Origin of the sequence: Hyphomicrobium sp. (assembly GCF_047600905.1) — a bacterium.
GTDB lineage: Bacteria > Pseudomonadota > Alphaproteobacteria > Rhizobiales > Hyphomicrobiaceae > Hyphomicrobium_B.
The window spans coordinates 1541170-1559217 of sequence record NZ_JASGKD010000001.1; the positions used below are offsets into that span (position 1 = coordinate 1541170).

The window sequence follows — 18048 nt, forward strand, 5'->3', positions numbered from 1 at the left end:
GCTGCACAGAAGGCAAATGGAGCCCGTACGATGCCGCAAGCTAAGAAATATATCACGGCGTTATTCGGTTCTATCGCAGTCTTATTCTCGACGCCCGCCCTCGCGTCCTCTTTTTTAAGCACGATCAATCAGATAAATGGCCTGCCGGAAGTCTCGATCGGAGGCGCAAGTGTGATGGAAGCCGATTACGTTTTCTGGGGTAATAATTGGAAATGGGCAGGCTTTGAGACAAAGCTTGGGGTTATTGCACCGAGCCAATATCAAGTGGATGGCGCCAGTCGAAGTCTGCATCTGGATATGAAAACCAGTGTCCGCAAAACCTCACCGAACGAGTTGACTTGGGACTTTGATTTTAATGCACTTGCATCAAATTCAGATGTCATCGGCGGTGGTATTAGATTTCGATTTAACTTGACGTCATTTGGCGGACTGCTCGGCGAGCCCGAACAATTGAATGGCAATCGAGGCTGGGCCTGGGGCCGAAAGGGGGGCACAAGAATTGAAATGCGTTTCGATCCGCCAGTCGCAAAGGTCTATTTCGAACGCAATCAGAAAAATGAAATAAGAGTTTTTTTTTATAGCGAGGCCATACCCCGGGGCCAATTACATCATCTTGCCAAACTGACCCTGTCGAGCGACATTTCGATTGCCCCTTCGGTTGCTGAAATTTTTGGCAGGGAGGATTTTAAATCTTGGCCGACAAACATTCTCAACTGGCCGATTGCTCCTTGGACCATATCGCCTGTCGATCTTTCGTTTTTGAATAAGTCCGAAATTCCTGCCGGAAAAAGGGGGTTTCTTAGGGCCGAGAATGATAAGCTTATTTTCGGCGATGGGACTACGGCCCGCTTTTGGGGAACGAACCTCGCCGCTTGGGCGCTTTTTGGAATGCCAAGGCGAGATGACGTCAAGGTTCAGGCTCATCGTCTTTCACAACTCGGCTTCAACCTAGTGCGTTTCACACATCATAACTCGCCTTGGGTCAATCCCAACATCTTTGGTGATAAGAATCGGCCCTCGAATGGGGGGCTCGATGAAGCAATGCTCGAGAGGCTCGACTGGTGGATCAAATGTCTTGAGGACGAGGGCATTTACGTCTGGCTCGACCTGCACGTCCAGCGGCAACTGAAGGAATCCGATAACATTTCGTATTTTTCGGAAATCAGCAAAGGGCGTCCGACTGCCGACCTCAAAGGCTACAACTACATCAATCAAAGCATTCAAGAGGCGATGCAGCGCTTCAACACTGCATATGTCACTCATAAGAACGTCTACACAGGTGTTGCCTATAAAGACGATCCCGGCATCGCGACGATACTCATTACCAACGAGAACGATGTTACCAATCACTTCGGAAATTTGCTGCTGCCCAATCAGAATGTACCGGAGCACAATAAGATCTACATGGCCGAGGCAGCAAAATTCGCGGCCACTTATCAATTACCGCCCGGTAAGACATGGCGTTCTTGGGAGAGTGGTCCATCGAAAATATTCCTCAATGATCTGGAGGAACGCTTCGATGGGGCGATGATACGAGACTTGCGCAATGACGGCATTAAAGTTCCGATCGTGACGACCAGCACTTGGGGCGCCAATCCGCTCAGTTCGCTGCCGGCACTGACGAGCGGCGACATGATCGACGTCCACGCCTATAGCGAAGTCGGAGAACTCCGGAACGATCCCGCTTATGCTGCAACGCTTGTGGACTGGATGGCCATGGGGCAAGTGGTCGATAAACCGCTCAGCGTCAGCGAATGGAACATCTCGCCCTTTCCTGCCCCCGACCGACATTCGATTCCGCTCTACGTTGCGGGAACCGCAAGCCTGCAAGGATGGGACTCGCTGTTGCAGTTCGCATATTCGCAGCAGGCTCTCACCGGTTCCGGTAGCCCCAATAATTGGAACGCATTTAACGATCCTGCCTTGATCGCGACGTTGCCCGCCGCAGCCCTGCTCTATCGTCGTGGCGATGTCCGTGAAGCCACGACACAATATGTATTTGCCCCGACGCAAGATCAGCTTTTCAACCAGGGCATCTCCGCGGCAAATTCAGCGGGTTTGAGAATGGCGGCCGAAATGGGCAAGTTGTCGATTGCATTGCCGGCGACGCCCGAATTGCCCTGGCTCAAAGCCGGCCGCATCCCTGAAAACGCCAAAGTCATCTCCGATCCGAACGCGTCGCTGCTCGCGAGCGGCGCGAAATCGATCGTGTCCGACACCGGAGAATTGGCCCGCAATTGGGACGATGGGATCTATACGATATCGACGCCGCGCACACAGGCGGCCACCGGCTTTATCGGCCGCCGCCAAATCGCGTTACCTGACGTTGAGATCAACGTTGCCACACGCAGCGCATCGGTCGCGGTGCAAAGCCTCGACGATAAGCCGATCAACGGCGCGCGCCGAATTTTGATTTCGCTCGGAGCGCGGTCAGTTCCAAGCCCCGGCAACAAGATGCCGTTCCATTCGGAACCGGTGATCGGACAACTGGAAATTCGCGCGCCGGCTGGGTTGAAGCTCTATCGCCAGCACGGCATCAGTGCGGAAAATGTTGAGATCCCTTCGACCTACAAAAACGGGCGCTACCGGATAGACCTTACGCCCGCGATCGCGTCGTATTGGATGATGTTGAAATAGCAGGATGAAGTCATTGCAGAGTTCCACCATCAGCGCTGTAAACCAGCCAGGAACCTCGCTAAAGCGCCGCGTTTTCAACGCCAGCGCATGGAGCCTTGCGGGTTACGGCGCGAGCATGGCGATCCGTCTCGGCAGCAATCTCATCATGACGCGCCTTCTGGTGCCTGAGATGTTCGGCGTCATGGCAATCGCGAATATCATTATGATCGGGCTCGCGATGTTTTCGGATTTAGGGCTTGGGCAAAACATCGTCCAGAGCCGGCGCGGAAGCGAACCTGAATTCCTGAACACGGCTTGGAGCTTGCAGATTATCCGCGGCATGCTTTTGTGGCTTGTCTCGGTCTGCATCGCAGTGGCTATCTTTTTCGCCGACCATATCGGAATGATCCCGGCTACAAGCGTTTACTCCAATCCGATACTTCCCTACGTCATTTCGATATTGTCATTCGGCACCGTGATCGGCGGTTTTGGAACGACCAAGGTTTACGAGGCCAATCGCAACCTTGCACTCGCGCGCGTGACGAAAATCAACTTGCTTGCGCAGGTTATTGGCCTCGTATGCATGTTGGCATGGGCCTATTTTGATCGCTCGATCTGGGCTTTGGTATCGGGCGCGATTGCAGCGTCGGCCGCGACGGTGCTGCTCGGCCATTCCTTGCTTCCCGGCACTGCAAACCGCTGGCACTGGGATTCGTCCGCGGTCAGCGATATCAGTCATTTCGGCAAATGGATCTTCGCATCGTCGATCCTGGGCTTTCTCGTGACGAATACCGATCGCCTCATGCTTGGGAGCATGGTCGACGGCACCATGCTCGGCATTTATTCGATCGCCTATCTCATGGCGAGCGCGGTCGATCAAACTGTCGGCCGAATCGTAGGCGCTGTAACCCTTCCGGCGTTGAGCGAAATTGCACGCGGCGGAGGCGATCTTCGCGCGGCCTACTATCGCTTCCATGCTGTTGTTTCTGCTGCTTCGTATTTCAGCGCGGGCGCCCTGCTGACGTCAGGCTCAACGCTTGTTGGTTTGCTCTACGACCATCGATATGCAGACGCAGGCTGGATGCTGCAAATACTATCTCTCACCCTTCTGACGACACCGTTTGGAATAGCCAGCCAATCGTATCTTGCGATTGGCAAACCGAAACTGCTCTTTCGCATCTTGGTCGTCCGTTTTTTGGTGATGGTGCCATCGATCTATCTAGGATTTCATTTCTGGGCGCTCCCAGGCGCGCTTTGCGGCGTCGTCATAAGTCAGATCTCAGTTCTACCGCTCATTCTTTTTCTTAACGCGAAATTTAAATTGCTCGATCTGAGGAAGGAGTTGCTCGCTCTGCTGATGCTTTTTCCTGGAGCGATCGCCGGCTGGATCATGACGCTCGTTGTTGGTCATTACGCGATGGCGGTGCATTCGTGAGAAATCCCGAATGAAGATAACGTTCGTCACGCCGCAACCCACTCTCAACGGCGGCACGAAAGTCATCGCGATCCATGCACAGGGTTTGGCGCGAAGAGGACATGAGGTGACAGTCGTCTCTCAGCCTCACAGAACGATTTCGACGGCTCACAAAATCAAATCATTGCTTCGAGGAAAAGGCTGGCCTCCCGATCCCGGCCTGCAACCTAGCCATTTTGACGGCACAAGTCTCAAACCTCACGTGATCGACCGGCGACGTCCAGTAACGGACGATGATATCCCTGACGGCGACGTGGTCATCGCGACGTGGTGGGAAACCGCGGAATGGGTAAACGCCCTCAGCGCGACGAAGGGCGCGAGGGCGTATTTCATTCAGCATCACGAAGTTTTTGACTACCTGCCGATAGATCGCTGTCAGGCAACGTATCGTCTGCCACTTCACAAGATTGTTGTCGCCAATTGGCTCAGAGAAGTGATGGCGCAAGATTACGGCGACCACGACGTTGATGTCGTTCCCAATAGTGTCGACACAGAACAATTTTTTGCACCTCCGCGTGGAAAGCAAGAATGTCCAACGGTTGGACTTCTTTATTCGCGTGCTGTGTTCAAGGCCGTCGACGCCTCACTTGCCGCACTTCAAAATATACGCCCGATGATTAAAGATCTTCGCGTCATCGCCTTTGGCAGCGAGCGACCGTCCGGTCAATTTCAGTTGCCCGACAATGCCGAGTTCCATTTTTGCCCCAACCAGAACGAGATTAGAAATATCTATGCTCGCTGTGACGTTTGGCTGACGGCGAGCCGCAGTGAGGGATTCAATCTTCCCGCGATGGAAGCGATGGCGTGCCGTGCGCCGGTGGTATCGACCAGAGCCGGATGGCCTGCGGAGGCAATCATCTCAGGCAGCAATGGTGTTTTGACTGACATCGATGATGTTCCCGCACTTGCACGAGCAGTCAAATGGGTCCTTATGCGAACTGACGCTGAATGGAGAGAACTTTCTGCGAATGCTCACGCGACAGCCGCACAGGGTTCATGGGATGAAAGCGTGGTGCTGTTCGAGCGGGCATTGGAACGGACAATCGCACAAAGCGCCTAATCAAAACGGGCTGACCATCCTAATCGATCCCAACAAGGGGCCATAAGGCTTCGCTGTCGCGCAGGAACTGTTCGTTTTTGTAAATTGCTCGCAGCATATCAAACGCGTTCCGGGCGATCGCGCGCGCCTCGTCGGGCGCGCGGAGGTAATGCGCGAGTTTCTCATCGAGATCGCTCAAATTCCAGGCCAGTGGAACATAAGTTTCAAACGGTCGGAAGAACGGGTGGGCCAGGCGCAGATGAGACATATCTGGCTTGAGAAGCACGGAGCCTGTCGCCATCGCCTCGAAGTCGCGCCAACAGACTTCTCCATACCCGAATGGGCTGAGGCAAAAGCGTGAGCGTCTCAATTCCGCGGTAAAGCGTCGGGGCGGGACGGAGCCCTCGTGCGCCACGACATATTTCGTCGCAAGGCCGGCTGTCTTCTGTTTGGCCTCGCGCCGCATGTGCTCGTACCACTCACTGCCGTTTGCGGCGAAGCGCGCATGCAGATCAAACGGGCGATCCTCAAATGCGGGCTCTCGCTTCAGAAGGCGCATGATGCGCGGCGACAATTCGAAGCCGGACCCCAAAACGAATTTCCGCCAGAAACCGTCAGGCACCGCAAAATGCGTTTGCGGCAAGTTCAGTCCAAAGCGCTTCGCATAGTAGTCAGTCAGATTGGTGTCGCCGACCGTAGGAATGCGATAGGCGTCCGGATCTGCAAGAACCTGTTTCTTGACGTAGGCCGATACCAGCGGCGTCAATGTTTCGGCGTATCGCAAGTCCGTCGGGGCGAACCAGTCAAAGTAGGCAACTTTAGCGGCCGGCCACGCCGATCCGATTTTTTCCAGCAGGGATGTAAGCTGCTCGGCGGTGAGGTCGAACCAGGTCTGAAAGCAGACGACATCGGGATGGAGATCGTAGGGATTAGGGTCGGCTAGAAAGGCGTGAAGTGGAAGCTCACGGACTTCGATACCGTGCTGATCCGCCAATTGCCGTGCATAGAGGAATAACGGGAAAATCTGAGCTTCGGAAATGTCATTTTTGATGGTGAGGAACAATATCTTTTTGCGGCTCGACGCGCTGAACCCACGAAACCATTTCAGACGATCGACGGTCGCCCGATTGAGTGCCCAGTTCCAGAGCATGTCAGTGATCCGTCGTTTGCTGAAACAGGGTGGCGAGAGCCAGTGCCTGGCGGTGTGCATCGTGACGCTCGATCGCCCGGGCCCGCGCTCTGGATCCCATGGATGCCAGTGCTTCCAGGGGTGAATCGAGGCACTTTCGCATTGCTTCGGTGAGAGCATCGACATCGCCTGCTGGCGCCAACCATCCATCGACGTCGTCACGCACCAGTTCAGGAATACCCGCGATGTAAGTACTGATCACTGGCCGGCCGAGCGCCATCGCCTCCATCAGCACGACCGGCAGTCCCTCGGCGAAGCTCGGAAGAACGAGGGCGCGAGCGGAGAGAATTTCAGCGCGTACTTGCTCGCTGCTCATCCAGCCGGTGATCCGAACGTGCGCCGTCAATTCATAACGCGCAATGAGTGCTTCGATTTCTGACCGCATGTCGCCGTCGCCGACAAGGACAAGGTCGAAGTCGATACCGTTTTCGCGCAATTTTCGCGCCGCCTCGACCAGCAGGAGCTGACCTTTTTGTTCCGTCAGACGCCCGACACACACAAGCCGGCGCGTGTCGGAAGGTGGCGTCGCATGGCTTTCGTAGAACGCGCAGTCGATACCGCAGTGGACGACGTGAACGTTTGGCCACCGCTCCTTTGGCAGCAGGCGAAAGAGCTGACTGCGCCCATACGAACTTATCGCAACCACGAACGCGGCTCTACTTGCTTTCTCGGCCAATCCGAGCAAGGGGGCTTTGTCGAATTCCTCCGGTCCGTGCACCGTGAAGCTCCAAGCGGGGCCGCCGAGCGCATTGACCAGCATCGCCACTTCCGCAGAGTTTGTGCCGAAATGGGCGTGAAGATGACGCGCCCCGGATTGCTCCAGCCACGCAGCGATGCGACAGGCTTCCGCAAGATAAATGAGATGAACGCCGAGCGGACGCTCCGAGCGCTTGCTCATTCGGCATGCGAGTGTGAATGCGCGGATGAAGGCGGCCGGTCGTGTCAGCAGTCGTCGCGCAGCTGCCCAGAGGATAGGAGCTGCTCCGTCTCGAAGGACATAACGGGTCCGGGCGCGCTCATTCAGATCCTGCGGGTCGAGTAATTCTCCATCCCACCCACGCAAGGCGATGCGCTCGACTTCGATGCCTTCTCTCTCGAGCGCCTCGATTTCACGGCGAATGAAACTGTGGCTGACCTTGGGATATTGATTGATCAAATACGCGACGCGCATTGCGGATTTCACTTGTACTCGATGAGCGCCGATGGGCGGTGGACAATACGATCGTACAGGAACTTGATCTGACCCACCGCTTCAGGAAAACGCGCGAGCGTCTGAAAGAATGCGATCGCCGCGCGGTCCCGAGTGCTACCGGTGTTGCCGAAGTATTGGCGAGCAACCTGCAATGGATAAATCAGCATAAGGGCGAAGCCCCACGGGAAGAAAATATATCCGCAGAGGATGCACGCGACCGGCAGCGCCACGCCCCAGATCCATGCGCGACGGGATTCCCAAAGCCAATGCCTGTCCGGGCCCCTGCCGTGCAGGTGGGCCCCCTGCGCGAAGGCATAGCCGGCACGAACGGAGCGCCGCCACCATTGTGCGAAGCGCGTCATCGCAGCGTCGTGGATTGTCATTGGTTGATCGAGACGCCAGATCCGCCAGCCCTTTGCGCGCATCCGAACGCAAAGCTCTGGCTCTTCCCCCGCGATGAGATCGTCGCGAAATCCGCCGACGGAGTTGATGGCAGCCATTCGCATCACCGAGTCTCCACCAACCGCGCGCGTCTCGCCACAAGCCGTATCCCACTCTCGATCGCAAAGCCAGTTGTAGACCGAACGCTCGGGATATCGCTCTCTTCTTCGGCCGGCGACGGCGCCGACATCGGCGTGCGCCTTCAGAAAGGCCACAGCATGTGCCGGCCATTCGCTCTCGACGTCGCAATCGCCATCCACAAAGAGAATGAACGTTAGATCCGGACGCATTTCGCGCAGCCTTCGATACCCGGCATTGCGTGCCCGCGCCGCGGTGAAGCCACCTGCCTCAAGATCGACGACCTTCACGCCGTGGCCTCGAGCCCATTGAGGCGAGCCATCCCTAGACCCTGAATTCGACGTATACGATCGCTTCCAGCGACGCCAATGATGTCAGACACTGCTTCAGTCGCTCGCCCTCGTTTCGGCCGATCACGACGGCGCCGACGCTTGACTCACAATCCATCGCTGCCCGTCGCCGCGGTTCCGATCTTGACGGCATGCCCGTTTTTTCTCGGTCTGATAACGGCGGGGACGCCGACGGCGATGCTGTCGCCCGGGACGTCGGTCAATACGACCGCATTGGCGCCGATCAGTACGTTGTCGCCGATGCGGATGGGGCCGAGAACCTTGGCACCCGCTCCGATATCGACATTATTGCCGATCACCGGGGCGGCTTTTTCTTCGATATTCCGCAAGCCGACGACGACACCATTGCGAATGCGGCAATCGTCACCGAAGCTGGCGTAGCCACTGATGATAATTCCGCCGAAATGATCGATGACGAAATTTCTCCCGACCGGCACTTCACAGGGCAACTCGATGCCGGTGAGGACTTGAACGAATTTATATGCCACATGATAAAGCGCGGAAAATACCTTCCGCAATATGACGGGTCGCACCCCATAGCGCCACCGCCCGAAGCGATAGACGATCATCACCCAGAAGCCCTGGGCTCCCCAATTGCCGTCGTATGCCTTGAGATCGGCCCGGATATTGTCGAACATGCCGCTTACCGTATCGAATTGGCATCTTGAGACAAGCCTCCGATCGCGTGGCTAGCGCGTCGGACTCGAACCGAATTGAGTAGCCCGGACCAGGGAAGCCCACTTTTTAAACGTTCCGACAAAATGCCGGGCGGTTGCGAGATTTTTCTCGCGCACGACGGCGCCGGCCGTCTTCGAGGCGTCGCCGACAAGCTCGAGAAGCAGTGTTGCGAGCGTCCCCGGCAAGCCGTAATGCTTTCTGAAATAGAGAAGCTGACTTTCCATCGAAAGGATCGAGATCTGCCGGCCGGAGCTGAGCTTGGCAACAGCGGCGGCGCTTTCGCCGCCGATATGGACGACGCTCGTATCGGGATAATACACGATTTTCCAACCGGCATTTTGAACGGTCCTGCAATGATCGACCTCTTCGAAATACATAAAGTATCTAGGATCAAAAAGGCCGACAGTGTCGATGACTTCGCGGCGAACGGCGTAATAGCATCCCGGCACCCAATCGCATTCTCTGACGGATTGATGATCCCAGGTCAGATCGTCGATTTTCTTCAGATTTGGCGTCAGCAGTTTGCCTAACGCATTGCCAAGGCGGCTGGACGTGACGAACATGTTCCACGGCGTCGGAAAATATCTGCAGGAAGGTTGAAGCGCGCCGCTCTCCGAAACCAATTTAACGCCGAGAATGCCGACGTCAGGGTGATCGTCGAGGAACGTCACCGTTTTTCGCAGTGTGTCGGTCGCTACGAACGCGTCAGTATTGAGCAGGATGACATATCGACCGCGCGCCACCGGGAGTGCCAAATTGTTAGCGCGGCCGAAGCCGACGTTTTCCGGATTAGCGATGACATCCACATCCGGAAACTCATCGCGCAATACCTTCAAGGACTCGTCATGTGAGGCATTGTCGACGACGATCGTCTGGACCTCCAAACCTTCGTTCGCGGCGTGCAAGGCGGCGAACATTCGCCGGAGAAGACCTGATGTATTGTAGTTGACGACGACGACCGTGATATCGGGCTTGGCGTGGCGCTGCGCGGCGCCTGCATCCTCTACTCTCCGGGACGGATCACTATCGTCAATCGTCGACATTATCCGCGGCTATGCACTTAATCCGGCCACGACGCAATGCGGCTTGATCTGGCAGGCACTCCGATCGCGACCGATCGGGGCGGAACATCGTCGATAACCAGGGCATTGGCGCCGATGCGTGCAAAGGCGCCGACGTGGATTGGTCCAAGAAGTTTTGCGCCGGCTCCAATATCCACGTTCTCTTCCAAGACCGGCACTCCGCCGTGATCACCTCGGGTTCCGAGGGTCACTTGCTGAAAGATAAGACAATTGGCTCCGATTTTGGCATCAGGATGGATAACGATGCCATTGGGATGCGGGATCAGAAGTCCGCCGCCTATGCTGCAGTTCAATGGAATTTCCGCACCCGTTACGACCGTCCAGAATCGATGACGGAGCACGGCGAATTTGCATTTAATGCGCGGCCAAGGGCCAGTTCTCTCGCGATTGAATTGATAATCGCGTATCGAGCGAAGCAGTTTTCGGCCAGGGTCCCAGAAGCGCGACGGCTTTTCGCGCGACCAGTCGGATGCGCTACTTTGCTCCGCAATTTCCCAGTCTGCGAATTCCTTATCTCTGACGGAATAATTCATGATATCTGCCCCCGGGGGTGGGAAGACTTATAACCATATTGTAGATTAAACAAATGCTCGCGGCTATCTCCAAGCTGTGAAATCGGCGAAATTTGATGTCCTTTTTTTTATCGAGTGCGTTCGCGGCCATTTTGCAGTTTGCGGCAATTGCACTTGGCGTACCGGTCGCTGTTCTGCTTTCCGAGATATTGGCCGCTTCCCATTCCTTCCCTGCCGCGGTGGCAAGTCGGAAGAGGGCGAGCGTCGGCATCGTCATCCCGGCGCATGATGAAGGCGCTGGAGTTGAAGCCACGATCGCCAACGTTCGATCGCAATTATCCGAGGGCGATCGCCTGATCGTCGTTGCCGACAACTGCTCGGATGATACGGCCGACATTGCCCGTGCGGCGGGCGCTGAAACGATCGAGCGCAGGGATAAAACAAAGATCGGAAAAGGATTTGCGCTCGATTTCGGCGTCCGCCACCTGGCAGCGGATCCGACAGAAATTGTCATTTTCATCGATGCCGACTGCCTTCTCGAACCCAATTCCGTCGTGCGTCTGGCCGAGCAGGTCTCGCATACCGGAAGACCGGCGCAGGCTCGCTACTTGATGACCGCACCAGACGGCTCGCCCCTCTCCTATCAGATCTCCGAGTTCGCATGGCGGGTCAAAAACTGGGTGAGGCCGTTGGGATTGTTCAATCTCAGTCTACCGTGCCAGATGACAGGGGCGGGAATGGCACTCCCCTTCGCCATCGTCCGAAAGCTCGATTTTGCAAACGGTGAGCTAGCCGAGGATCTTAAGCTCGGGATCGATTTGTCCAGAAGCGGACACCCTTCTCTTTTCTGCCCCGATGCCGTTGTCGTCAGCCGCTTCGCAGGCACGTCCGCCGGACGGAAAACACAGCAAACGCGGTGGGAACAGGGGCATTTGCGGCTTCTTCTTTCGGTCGTGAGAGAATTTCTGCTGCCAGCCCTGTCCCGGCGTGACGTTCCGACGCTTGCACTCATTCTCGACCTCAGCGTGCCGCCGATCATGCTGCTATCGACGCTTCTTTTCTTTGTATTCGTTTGCTCAATCGGCGCCGCTCTGCTCGGTGGATCTCGCGTACCCCTTTACATTAGTCTTGCTTCGATCATGGGGCTCGCGGCCAGCCTCGCCCTTGCTTGGCGCGGCTGGGGACGAGATGTCCTCACTCCAAAAGCGCTGGCCGCGCTGCCAGGGGCAATCGCGGCCAAGCTCCAAATGTATCTGCGCATCCTAACGGGTCGCGGCGCGAAGTCCTGGATACGTACGGACCGCGACAACGCCGGTTAGGTCTTGCCGGATTTGCCCGACTGGCGGAGTGCCGTCTCGATTTTTTCGCGGATATCGCCCACTGTGGGAGCCTTTTCCAGACCCTTGTTCAATTGTTCGACGGCCTTGTCCGTCTGACCCAGCGCCATATAGGTCATGGCGAGGTGGTAGCGGACCAATGGAGCATCGGGCATTTGCGCGGTGGCGATTTCCAGCAGATCGACAGCATCGCGATATTCCCCGCGGCGATACTGCAGCCAACCCAAAGTGTCCTTGAATTGAGGTACCGGCGAACCGCGCAAGCTCGCGGCCAGATTTGACGCACGATCGAGGCTCGGCTTGTCAGTGCGATGATCGGACAACAAACTCGCCAGATTATTGGCTACGATCATCGAACCCGGATCTTCCTTCAGAAGGCCTTCGTAGACGTTGATCGCTCCTTCGTAATCGCCCTTGTGTTCGAGCACGCCGGCGAGCGCCACTCTCAGCGCCCCGCTCTGGCCGTTCGAGGCAATGCCGCTTTGGAGGACCTTGATCGCTTCGTCGTCGTTGCCCTGCTGGACATATAGACTGGTGAGACCACGATAGGCGGGCATCTGGCTCGGTTGTTGTTTCAGTGCTGCCAGATAGCTTTTTTCGGCCTGATCAGCTTGGTTGTCGAGCAGCTGGATACTGCCCAACATGACCAGCGCGTCCGCGTTTGCGGGATCCTTCTTCAGGACGTCTTCGACAAGCGCACGGGCGCGATCGGTCTGCTTGGCTCTAATCAAGGCAGCGACCAATGCAAACATCGGCCGCTTCGTTCCGGTCAAAGACTCATATGAGGATTGAAGGATACCGATGCTCTGATCGAACTTCTTCTGCCCTTCCAATGATGCGGCCAGGATAAGATTGGCTGCATCGTTCGATGTTCCAAGCGTGCGAAGCTTATCCGATATCTCCTGCGCGCCGATCCAATCCTGACGCGCCAGCCGCACGTCGCCGAGGGCTCTCAAGACAAGAGCATTATTCGGATTGCGCGCATCCAATTCGGTCAAAAGGTTTTCGGCCCGATCGGCGCTGCCGCGGCGCCGCAGGAATGCCACGTAATCGAGCCCGACCTGGGGCGAATATTCTGCCGCGCGAACGGCATCGGCGAACTGCTTGTCTGCCAACTCGATCGCCCCGCTGCGCTCGTATGCGATTGCAAGGAGGGACATCAACTGCGCCGACTGGGGCTGATCGTTCAATGCCTGACGAAGATGAGCCACCGACTGGTCTAGCTTGCCCTGCTCCATCTCGGTGATTGCGCGAATTCGCAGTCCAGCGCCGTTTCTTTCATCCTGTTTCAAAAGGTCCGAGGCTACGAGATCGGCGTCGGCGTACTTTTTGGTGCCGAGATAAAGATCGCCCAATCGTTCCTGAGCGGATTGCTTTTGCTTGGCATCGCTCGTGGTGGCAATCAATGTTTTGAGCGATGCGACGGCATCATCGGGTTTTCCCGTAAGCGCAGAGAGATTTACGAGCGCCATTTGATAGGCGAACACGTTGCCGCCGGCACTGATGCGAGAATTCAACTCGTTCCGAGCTGCGTCGACGCCTTTGTAGGTTGCCAAAAAGCGGAAGACGTCCAGCCCCGCTTCCGTATCGGCAGGCCGGGCCTTCGCTATCGCGCGAAGTTCTTTTTCCGCATCGTCAAGACGCTTCTGGTTGATGTAGTAACGCGCCAGCTGCTTCCGGAAGCCCGGCTCGTCGGGATAGAGATTCGCAAGCTTCACCAGCAGATTCTCGATCTGTTTCTGATCTCCGATCCGTTCAAAGAGTTGGAGCTTGAAGAGTTCGACGCCGATATCTTTTCCGGCCTCCGGCGGTGCGTCGGCCAATATCTTGAGCGCGCTCTGGTAGTCTTTGGCCAATGTCCGCTCGGCCGCGAGAACGATGATCGCTTCCGTCGTTTTCGGATCGATCGCGAGCGCTTCCTTCGCTGACTTGACCGCGCCGTCGACGTCATTGGATTTCAATTGGAGTGCCGATTTTACCGCCAGTACTGACGGGTTCTTCGGTTGCTCTTTCTCGGCCTTGTCGACGACCTTCTTGGCATCGTCGATGGCATTTCCCAAGATCAGCAGGCGCGCGTATTTCAGGCGCGTGTCGACGTCATGAGGATCGAGATCCATGATCGTATTGTAGATCGCGCCGACATTTTGCCAGTTCTTTTTGTGCTCCTCGACAGCCGCCAGCCCCTTCCAGGCAGGGATCATCTCCTTCTTCTTCTGGAGCGCGACCTTGAACTCGATTTCAGCCTTGGGGAAATCGCCCTGTGCGAGATATTCCTGGCCTTTGGTGTAATGAACCTGCGCCCGTTCCTCGGCCGACCAGCACCCCCCAAGCATGACAGATGCGATAACGATCCAAGGTGCAACCACGCGAGCCGGCGTTTGCGGAAACTTTAACATCGAAAAGTCCTCATACGAACTAAAGTAATCTGCTCGAATTTACTGACGTATCACTTCCCTCGCGCGGCAAATAAGCCTGCAGGTTCGGCATTGCCGCGTCGATGAATTTCTTGATGCGTGCCTCGGCCGCAGCCGGCTCCTCCCCCTTGATCAGAGGCGTCGAAACCCGGACCAGCGCCCCATCGGTGCGATTTTCAATCAAGGCGTCGCGCAAGAGATACCACTTGGCCAAATATTCGTTGGCCACGACCCTTCCACGCTGCACATACCAATAATAGACGAGGGCTCGGTCGTCCTCGCGTCCGATCACAGCCCTATTGATTTGAGCGGAAGCCAGCTGCGGAGACGGCCCATCAATGCGGCTAAATTCGGTGATCTGCCAGCCGCCGCCGGGCATGCACACGAGGGGCGAATGCGGAGAGGCACCATCGCGTTGCGACGCATAGTAGGCAACATAGAGGTTGATAGGAACGCCATCGCGGCCGTCGCGATAATCGGCGAGCATGTAATCGTCGAGCTTTAATCCGGCTTCCGTTGCCGGCGGCATGATTTGCGCACGCCCCTGCCAGCCGCTGAATGACATTGGGAACGTCGCCAATTGAAGATGAGGAGGAATAACTTCCGCTCGTCCGGCGACGCTATAGGAAGCCGCCGCGAGCGCGGTCAAAACAAGCGCGCTGAAAATGGTGACCGCCTGCAGTCTTTCGCCCCCCGGCGCTCTCCAACTCGATAGGGCACCAGACGGCCCCCAGCGTAGCGCGTCGACGACCGACCAGCCAGTGAGCTTTGCCAGAATGAAGATCTCGGCGACAAGCGCGGCGACGCACAGCAGAAAGACGACAAAACCTTCAAGGAAATGAAGCAGCCCGTCAGCATCTTGCGGGCCCCAGGAATTGACCAGGACGCCCACAAGCGCGATGCGGATGCCATTCATGACGATTGTGATGGGGATCGCCGACAGGAAAATCACAAGCCGCTGCCACATCGGCGCGGCGAGAAAGTATGCGGCGAGGAAGCTTAGGCTCAGCAACGGATAGAGATAACGGAGCCCGCTGCATGCTTCCACCACCTGCAGCTGATAAGTGCCGAGGTCGATGATGTTGCCTTCGAGATAGGCGGGAATGCCAAATAATCCGATTAGGAAGGTGCCGAGCTGAGAAGAGACGAGTTGCAATCGCCAGGTCAGTTCGGCCTGCAGGAAATATGGGAGCGGGATGGCAAGAAGCAGAAAGAATATCGACGGCGCCGCCACCTTGTAGAACCGGTAGCCACCGAAACTCAGCGCGATTCCGGCGAGGGCCAACACAAATGCGATGTGCGACAAGATATAGATCGCGCTGAACAGCCCGACGACGTGCATTGTCGCGGCGACCAGGATCGCGATAGGTCCGATCCAGCTCGGTTTTCCAATGTTTGCGCCCAATTCTGCGCGGCGGGTCCAAAGCAGCCATCCCGCCAAGCCGTAAATCAGGAAGCCGTGGCCATATTCCGCCTCGCTCGCCCAGCGACGGACGAGTTCGAGCTGAGGGCCACTGAAGGCGATAACAGCCGCGAGCACGCACAAAGCGCCCAAAATCCATTGAGGGCGAAGGCGTGAGCCTTGCTTTGGAGCGACGAGCAACAAAATTCTTGCCTCAGTTTTCCAGCATGTGGCCAAGCTCATTCAGATGGAAGAGCCGCCTGATTTTCTTCGATGCGCCGACAATACTCAGCACACCTCCGCGAAGCTGCAATTCTTTTTGCAGCATGAGCAGAAGTCCAAAATAGCGCGCATCGATAAAGTCAACATCCGCAATATCGAGAACGAGATTTTTGATGGGACTGTCGATAACTTCGTTCAGTCGAACGACCGACGATGGGACGAGGGAGTGAACAGCGGCCCCATGAAGCGAGGCCTTCGCGCTTTTGCCATTCGGTACAAGATCAATGTTCAGGGCGCCAGGACGATCGCCAGAGCGGCCAAAAGTATTGATGAGGAGCAACGGCAGCAGCCGCGTCGTGACAACGCCGCTCAAAGCCAGAGCGTCGTTCCAATAACGACGCCATAAATACGGCTCTTCCTTTATGCGCCAAAGCCATTCAAGGCCGCATTGCTGCATGAAGCGCGGCGCGCGTTTCAGCTTGCCGCTTTCAAAACTGATGGCGGCTCCGAGATGCGCGCGGACAGGCGGCTTCAGCGCATCATGATTGCGATAGAGCCACGACTGACCCTTCTCTGCACCTAAGGCCGCGATCAGGAATTGTGCGCCGCTGCGGTTTATACGATCGATGCACTCGCCGCGGCTCAGCTGGTCGACGCTGCCGTAACCCGGATAGAAGGAGCCGACACAGGTGACATTCGAGCGTTTCTGATTGATAGCCGCCTCGGCAGCCTCGGCCGCGCCCAGCTCTCCGCCGAACAGAAATACTTGGAGGCGCGGAGATCCGCCGCCCTGGGAAAGTCGCGACAAGATATCGGAGCCCGCAACGCGCTCAATGAGAGGAACGCCCAGAAGCCTCGCCATCATCACGATCGGAACACCATCGGCCAGCGACAGCGAACTTGCGTTCAGCGAGTTGCGGAATTCCGGATTTCGTATGCTGTTGATCAGAAAATTGACGTTCGGCGTGACGATGAGAAAGGGCGAAGCGCGGTTCGCCGCCGCGAAGATCTTGTCGACAGCGCTGTGCAGCGTCTCGACGTCGAGCGGAATGCCAAGGACGCAAAAGACGTTGCGCTCAAGCGCGGATGGAGCACGTGAGAGCGCCGGAACGTCGAATACTTCCGCGCTTACAACGCGCTCTCGCATCTTCATAAAATGCCCGCACGTAAATCACTGTACCTCGCGCTGCGCGTTCTTGCGCCGCCGATGGCCCTCAGCCCGTTACACACTCAATCGCAGCGACCGTCGACGCCACAAGGTTCTAAAATATCCGCCCGTGAGAACCGCAAGCAATAACCCAAGCGAACCCGGAAGCGGAGTGTTCGTCAAAGAAGCGACGGTTATATGGCCAACACCGACATAATCGTCGAAATCGGCATCGGTGCCGCCCGGATCGTCGAATGCAAAGACGAACCAATCGGTGGGATTGAGCGTCAACGACCATCCAAATAAGACCAGTTCGCCATTTTCAAGCTGCCGGAATAGAGGCTCGGCATATGAGAATATCAAACTGCTCGCTCCCGGTGACGGCGCGGCATTATTGACGCCGTTGGTGACGCCGCCAACTACTGACGTATCGGTCACGGAAAAGGACACGGCACCGGCCCCGCTTCCCTGCGTCGATCCGAGATATGACCACCCAGATGTGTCGGTCGAGTTGAAACCGTTATTCTGGTTCGATTCCGAAAAGCTCAGCGACATGCTGGAGAACTTTTCCGTATCTCCGGATTCCGCGCCGTTGAAGTACCAATCGACATTATAAGACGATACTGTCGACGAGACTGCGCCACCTTGCTTCCACGTCGAGCCGTTGTTCAGATCGAAGATGCCCGATGCGGCGAAGTTTACGACGTCATTTTGGTCCAAGTTTACGTTGGCCCCCAGCGAGGAGCCGGTAATCGAAGCCGTCGCCGCCCAGACTCCGTCCGTCCAAGCCGACATGACAGAAAGTGCAGCAAAAGCTGCACAAAACGCAGACTTACGCATTGATACTACCCGCTACGCAACGCCACAATACAACA

At 56.5% G+C, this 18048-nt stretch carries 14 protein-coding genes; 4 read left to right on the top strand and 10 right to left on the bottom strand.

What is annotated here, in order from left to right; all coding sequences use genetic code 11:
* Positions 1–30 precede the first annotated feature (30 nt).
* From QM780_RS07625 to QM780_RS07635, 3 genes are read left to right on the top strand one after another with little or no spacing between them, the layout of a single operon-like run.
* Entirely contained in the window at positions 31–2637 is a 2607-nt protein-coding gene (locus QM780_RS07625; protein WP_415069872.1) for a hypothetical protein, read from the top strand.
* A gap of 4 nt (positions 2638–2641) precedes the next feature.
* On the top strand, positions 2642–4051 hold the full coding sequence (locus tag QM780_RS07630; protein WP_415069873.1) for an oligosaccharide flippase family protein: 1410 nt from the start codon (positions 2642–2644) through the stop codon (positions 4049–4051).
* Positions 4052–4061: 10 nt separating this feature from the next.
* A complete protein-coding gene (locus QM780_RS07635; protein ID WP_415069874.1) occupies positions 4062–5150 on the top strand; it encodes a glycosyltransferase family 4 protein in 1089 nt (362 codons plus the stop codon).
* A gap of 19 nt (positions 5151–5169) precedes the next feature.
* On the opposite strand, the gene QM780_RS07640 is transcribed toward QM780_RS07635, so the two are convergent.
* The 6 genes from QM780_RS07640 to QM780_RS07665 all read right to left on the bottom strand — a co-directional run bounded on the left by QM780_RS07640 (position 5170) and on the right by QM780_RS07665 (position 10672).
* Positions 5170–6279: a glycosyltransferase gene (locus tag QM780_RS07640; protein WP_415069875.1), complete on the bottom strand. Its 1110-nt coding sequence runs from the start codon at positions 6277–6279 to the stop codon at positions 5170–5172.
* A gap of 1 nt (position 6280) precedes the next feature.
* Complete coding sequence (locus QM780_RS07645; protein ID WP_415069876.1) at positions 6281–7489, bottom strand: glycosyltransferase; 1209 nt, start codon at positions 7487–7489, stop codon at positions 6281–6283.
* An 8-nt stretch (positions 7490–7497) separates the two neighbouring features.
* Positions 7498–8319: a glycosyltransferase gene (locus QM780_RS07650; protein ID WP_415069877.1), complete on the bottom strand. Its 822-nt coding sequence runs from the start codon at positions 8317–8319 to the stop codon at positions 7498–7500.
* Between the two features lie 146 nt (positions 8320–8465).
* On the bottom strand, positions 8466–9017 hold the full coding sequence (locus QM780_RS07655; RefSeq protein WP_415069878.1) for a serine O-acetyltransferase: 552 nt from the start codon (positions 9015–9017) through the stop codon (positions 8466–8468).
* A gap of 51 nt (positions 9018–9068) precedes the next feature.
* Positions 9069–10100, bottom strand: a complete 1032-nt coding sequence (locus tag QM780_RS07660) for a glycosyltransferase family 2 protein (RefSeq protein WP_415069879.1) — start codon at positions 10098–10100, stop codon at positions 9069–9071.
* A 17-nt stretch (positions 10101–10117) separates the two neighbouring features.
* Positions 10118–10672 (bottom strand): serine O-acetyltransferase, encoded by a 555-nt coding sequence (locus QM780_RS07665; protein WP_415069880.1) that lies wholly within the window; start codon positions 10670–10672, stop codon positions 10118–10120.
* A 95-nt stretch (positions 10673–10767) separates the two neighbouring features.
* Between QM780_RS07665 and QM780_RS07670 the strand changes: the two genes are divergently transcribed.
* The gene (locus QM780_RS07670; protein ID WP_415069881.1) at positions 10768–11970 is read left to right on the top strand and encodes a glycosyltransferase family 2 protein; all 1203 of its coding nucleotides are present in this window, start codon (positions 10768–10770) and stop codon (positions 11968–11970) included.
* On the opposite strand, the gene QM780_RS07675 is transcribed toward QM780_RS07670, so the two are convergent.
* The 4 genes from QM780_RS07675 to QM780_RS07690 form a co-directional block, all read right to left on the bottom strand.
* Positions 11967–14384 (bottom strand): tetratricopeptide repeat protein, encoded by a 2418-nt coding sequence (locus QM780_RS07675; RefSeq protein WP_415069882.1) that lies wholly within the window; start codon positions 14382–14384, stop codon positions 11967–11969. The two genes, QM780_RS07670 and QM780_RS07675, sit on opposite strands and share 4 nt — an antisense overlap.
* Positions 14385–14403: 19 nt before the next feature.
* Positions 14404–15942, bottom strand: a complete 1539-nt coding sequence (gene xrtD / locus QM780_RS07680; protein WP_415069883.1) for a VPLPA-CTERM-specific exosortase XrtD — start codon at positions 15940–15942, stop codon at positions 14404–14406.
* A gap of 76 nt (positions 15943–16018) precedes the next feature.
* Positions 16019–17179 (bottom strand): WecB/TagA/CpsF family glycosyltransferase, encoded by a 1161-nt coding sequence (locus QM780_RS07685; RefSeq protein ID WP_415069884.1) that lies wholly within the window; start codon positions 17177–17179, stop codon positions 16019–16021.
* Between the two features lie 69 nt (positions 17180–17248).
* Complete coding sequence (locus QM780_RS07690) at positions 17249–18013, bottom strand: hypothetical protein (protein ID WP_415069885.1); 765 nt, start codon at positions 18011–18013, stop codon at positions 17249–17251.
* Positions 18014–18048: the final 35 nt, after the last annotated feature.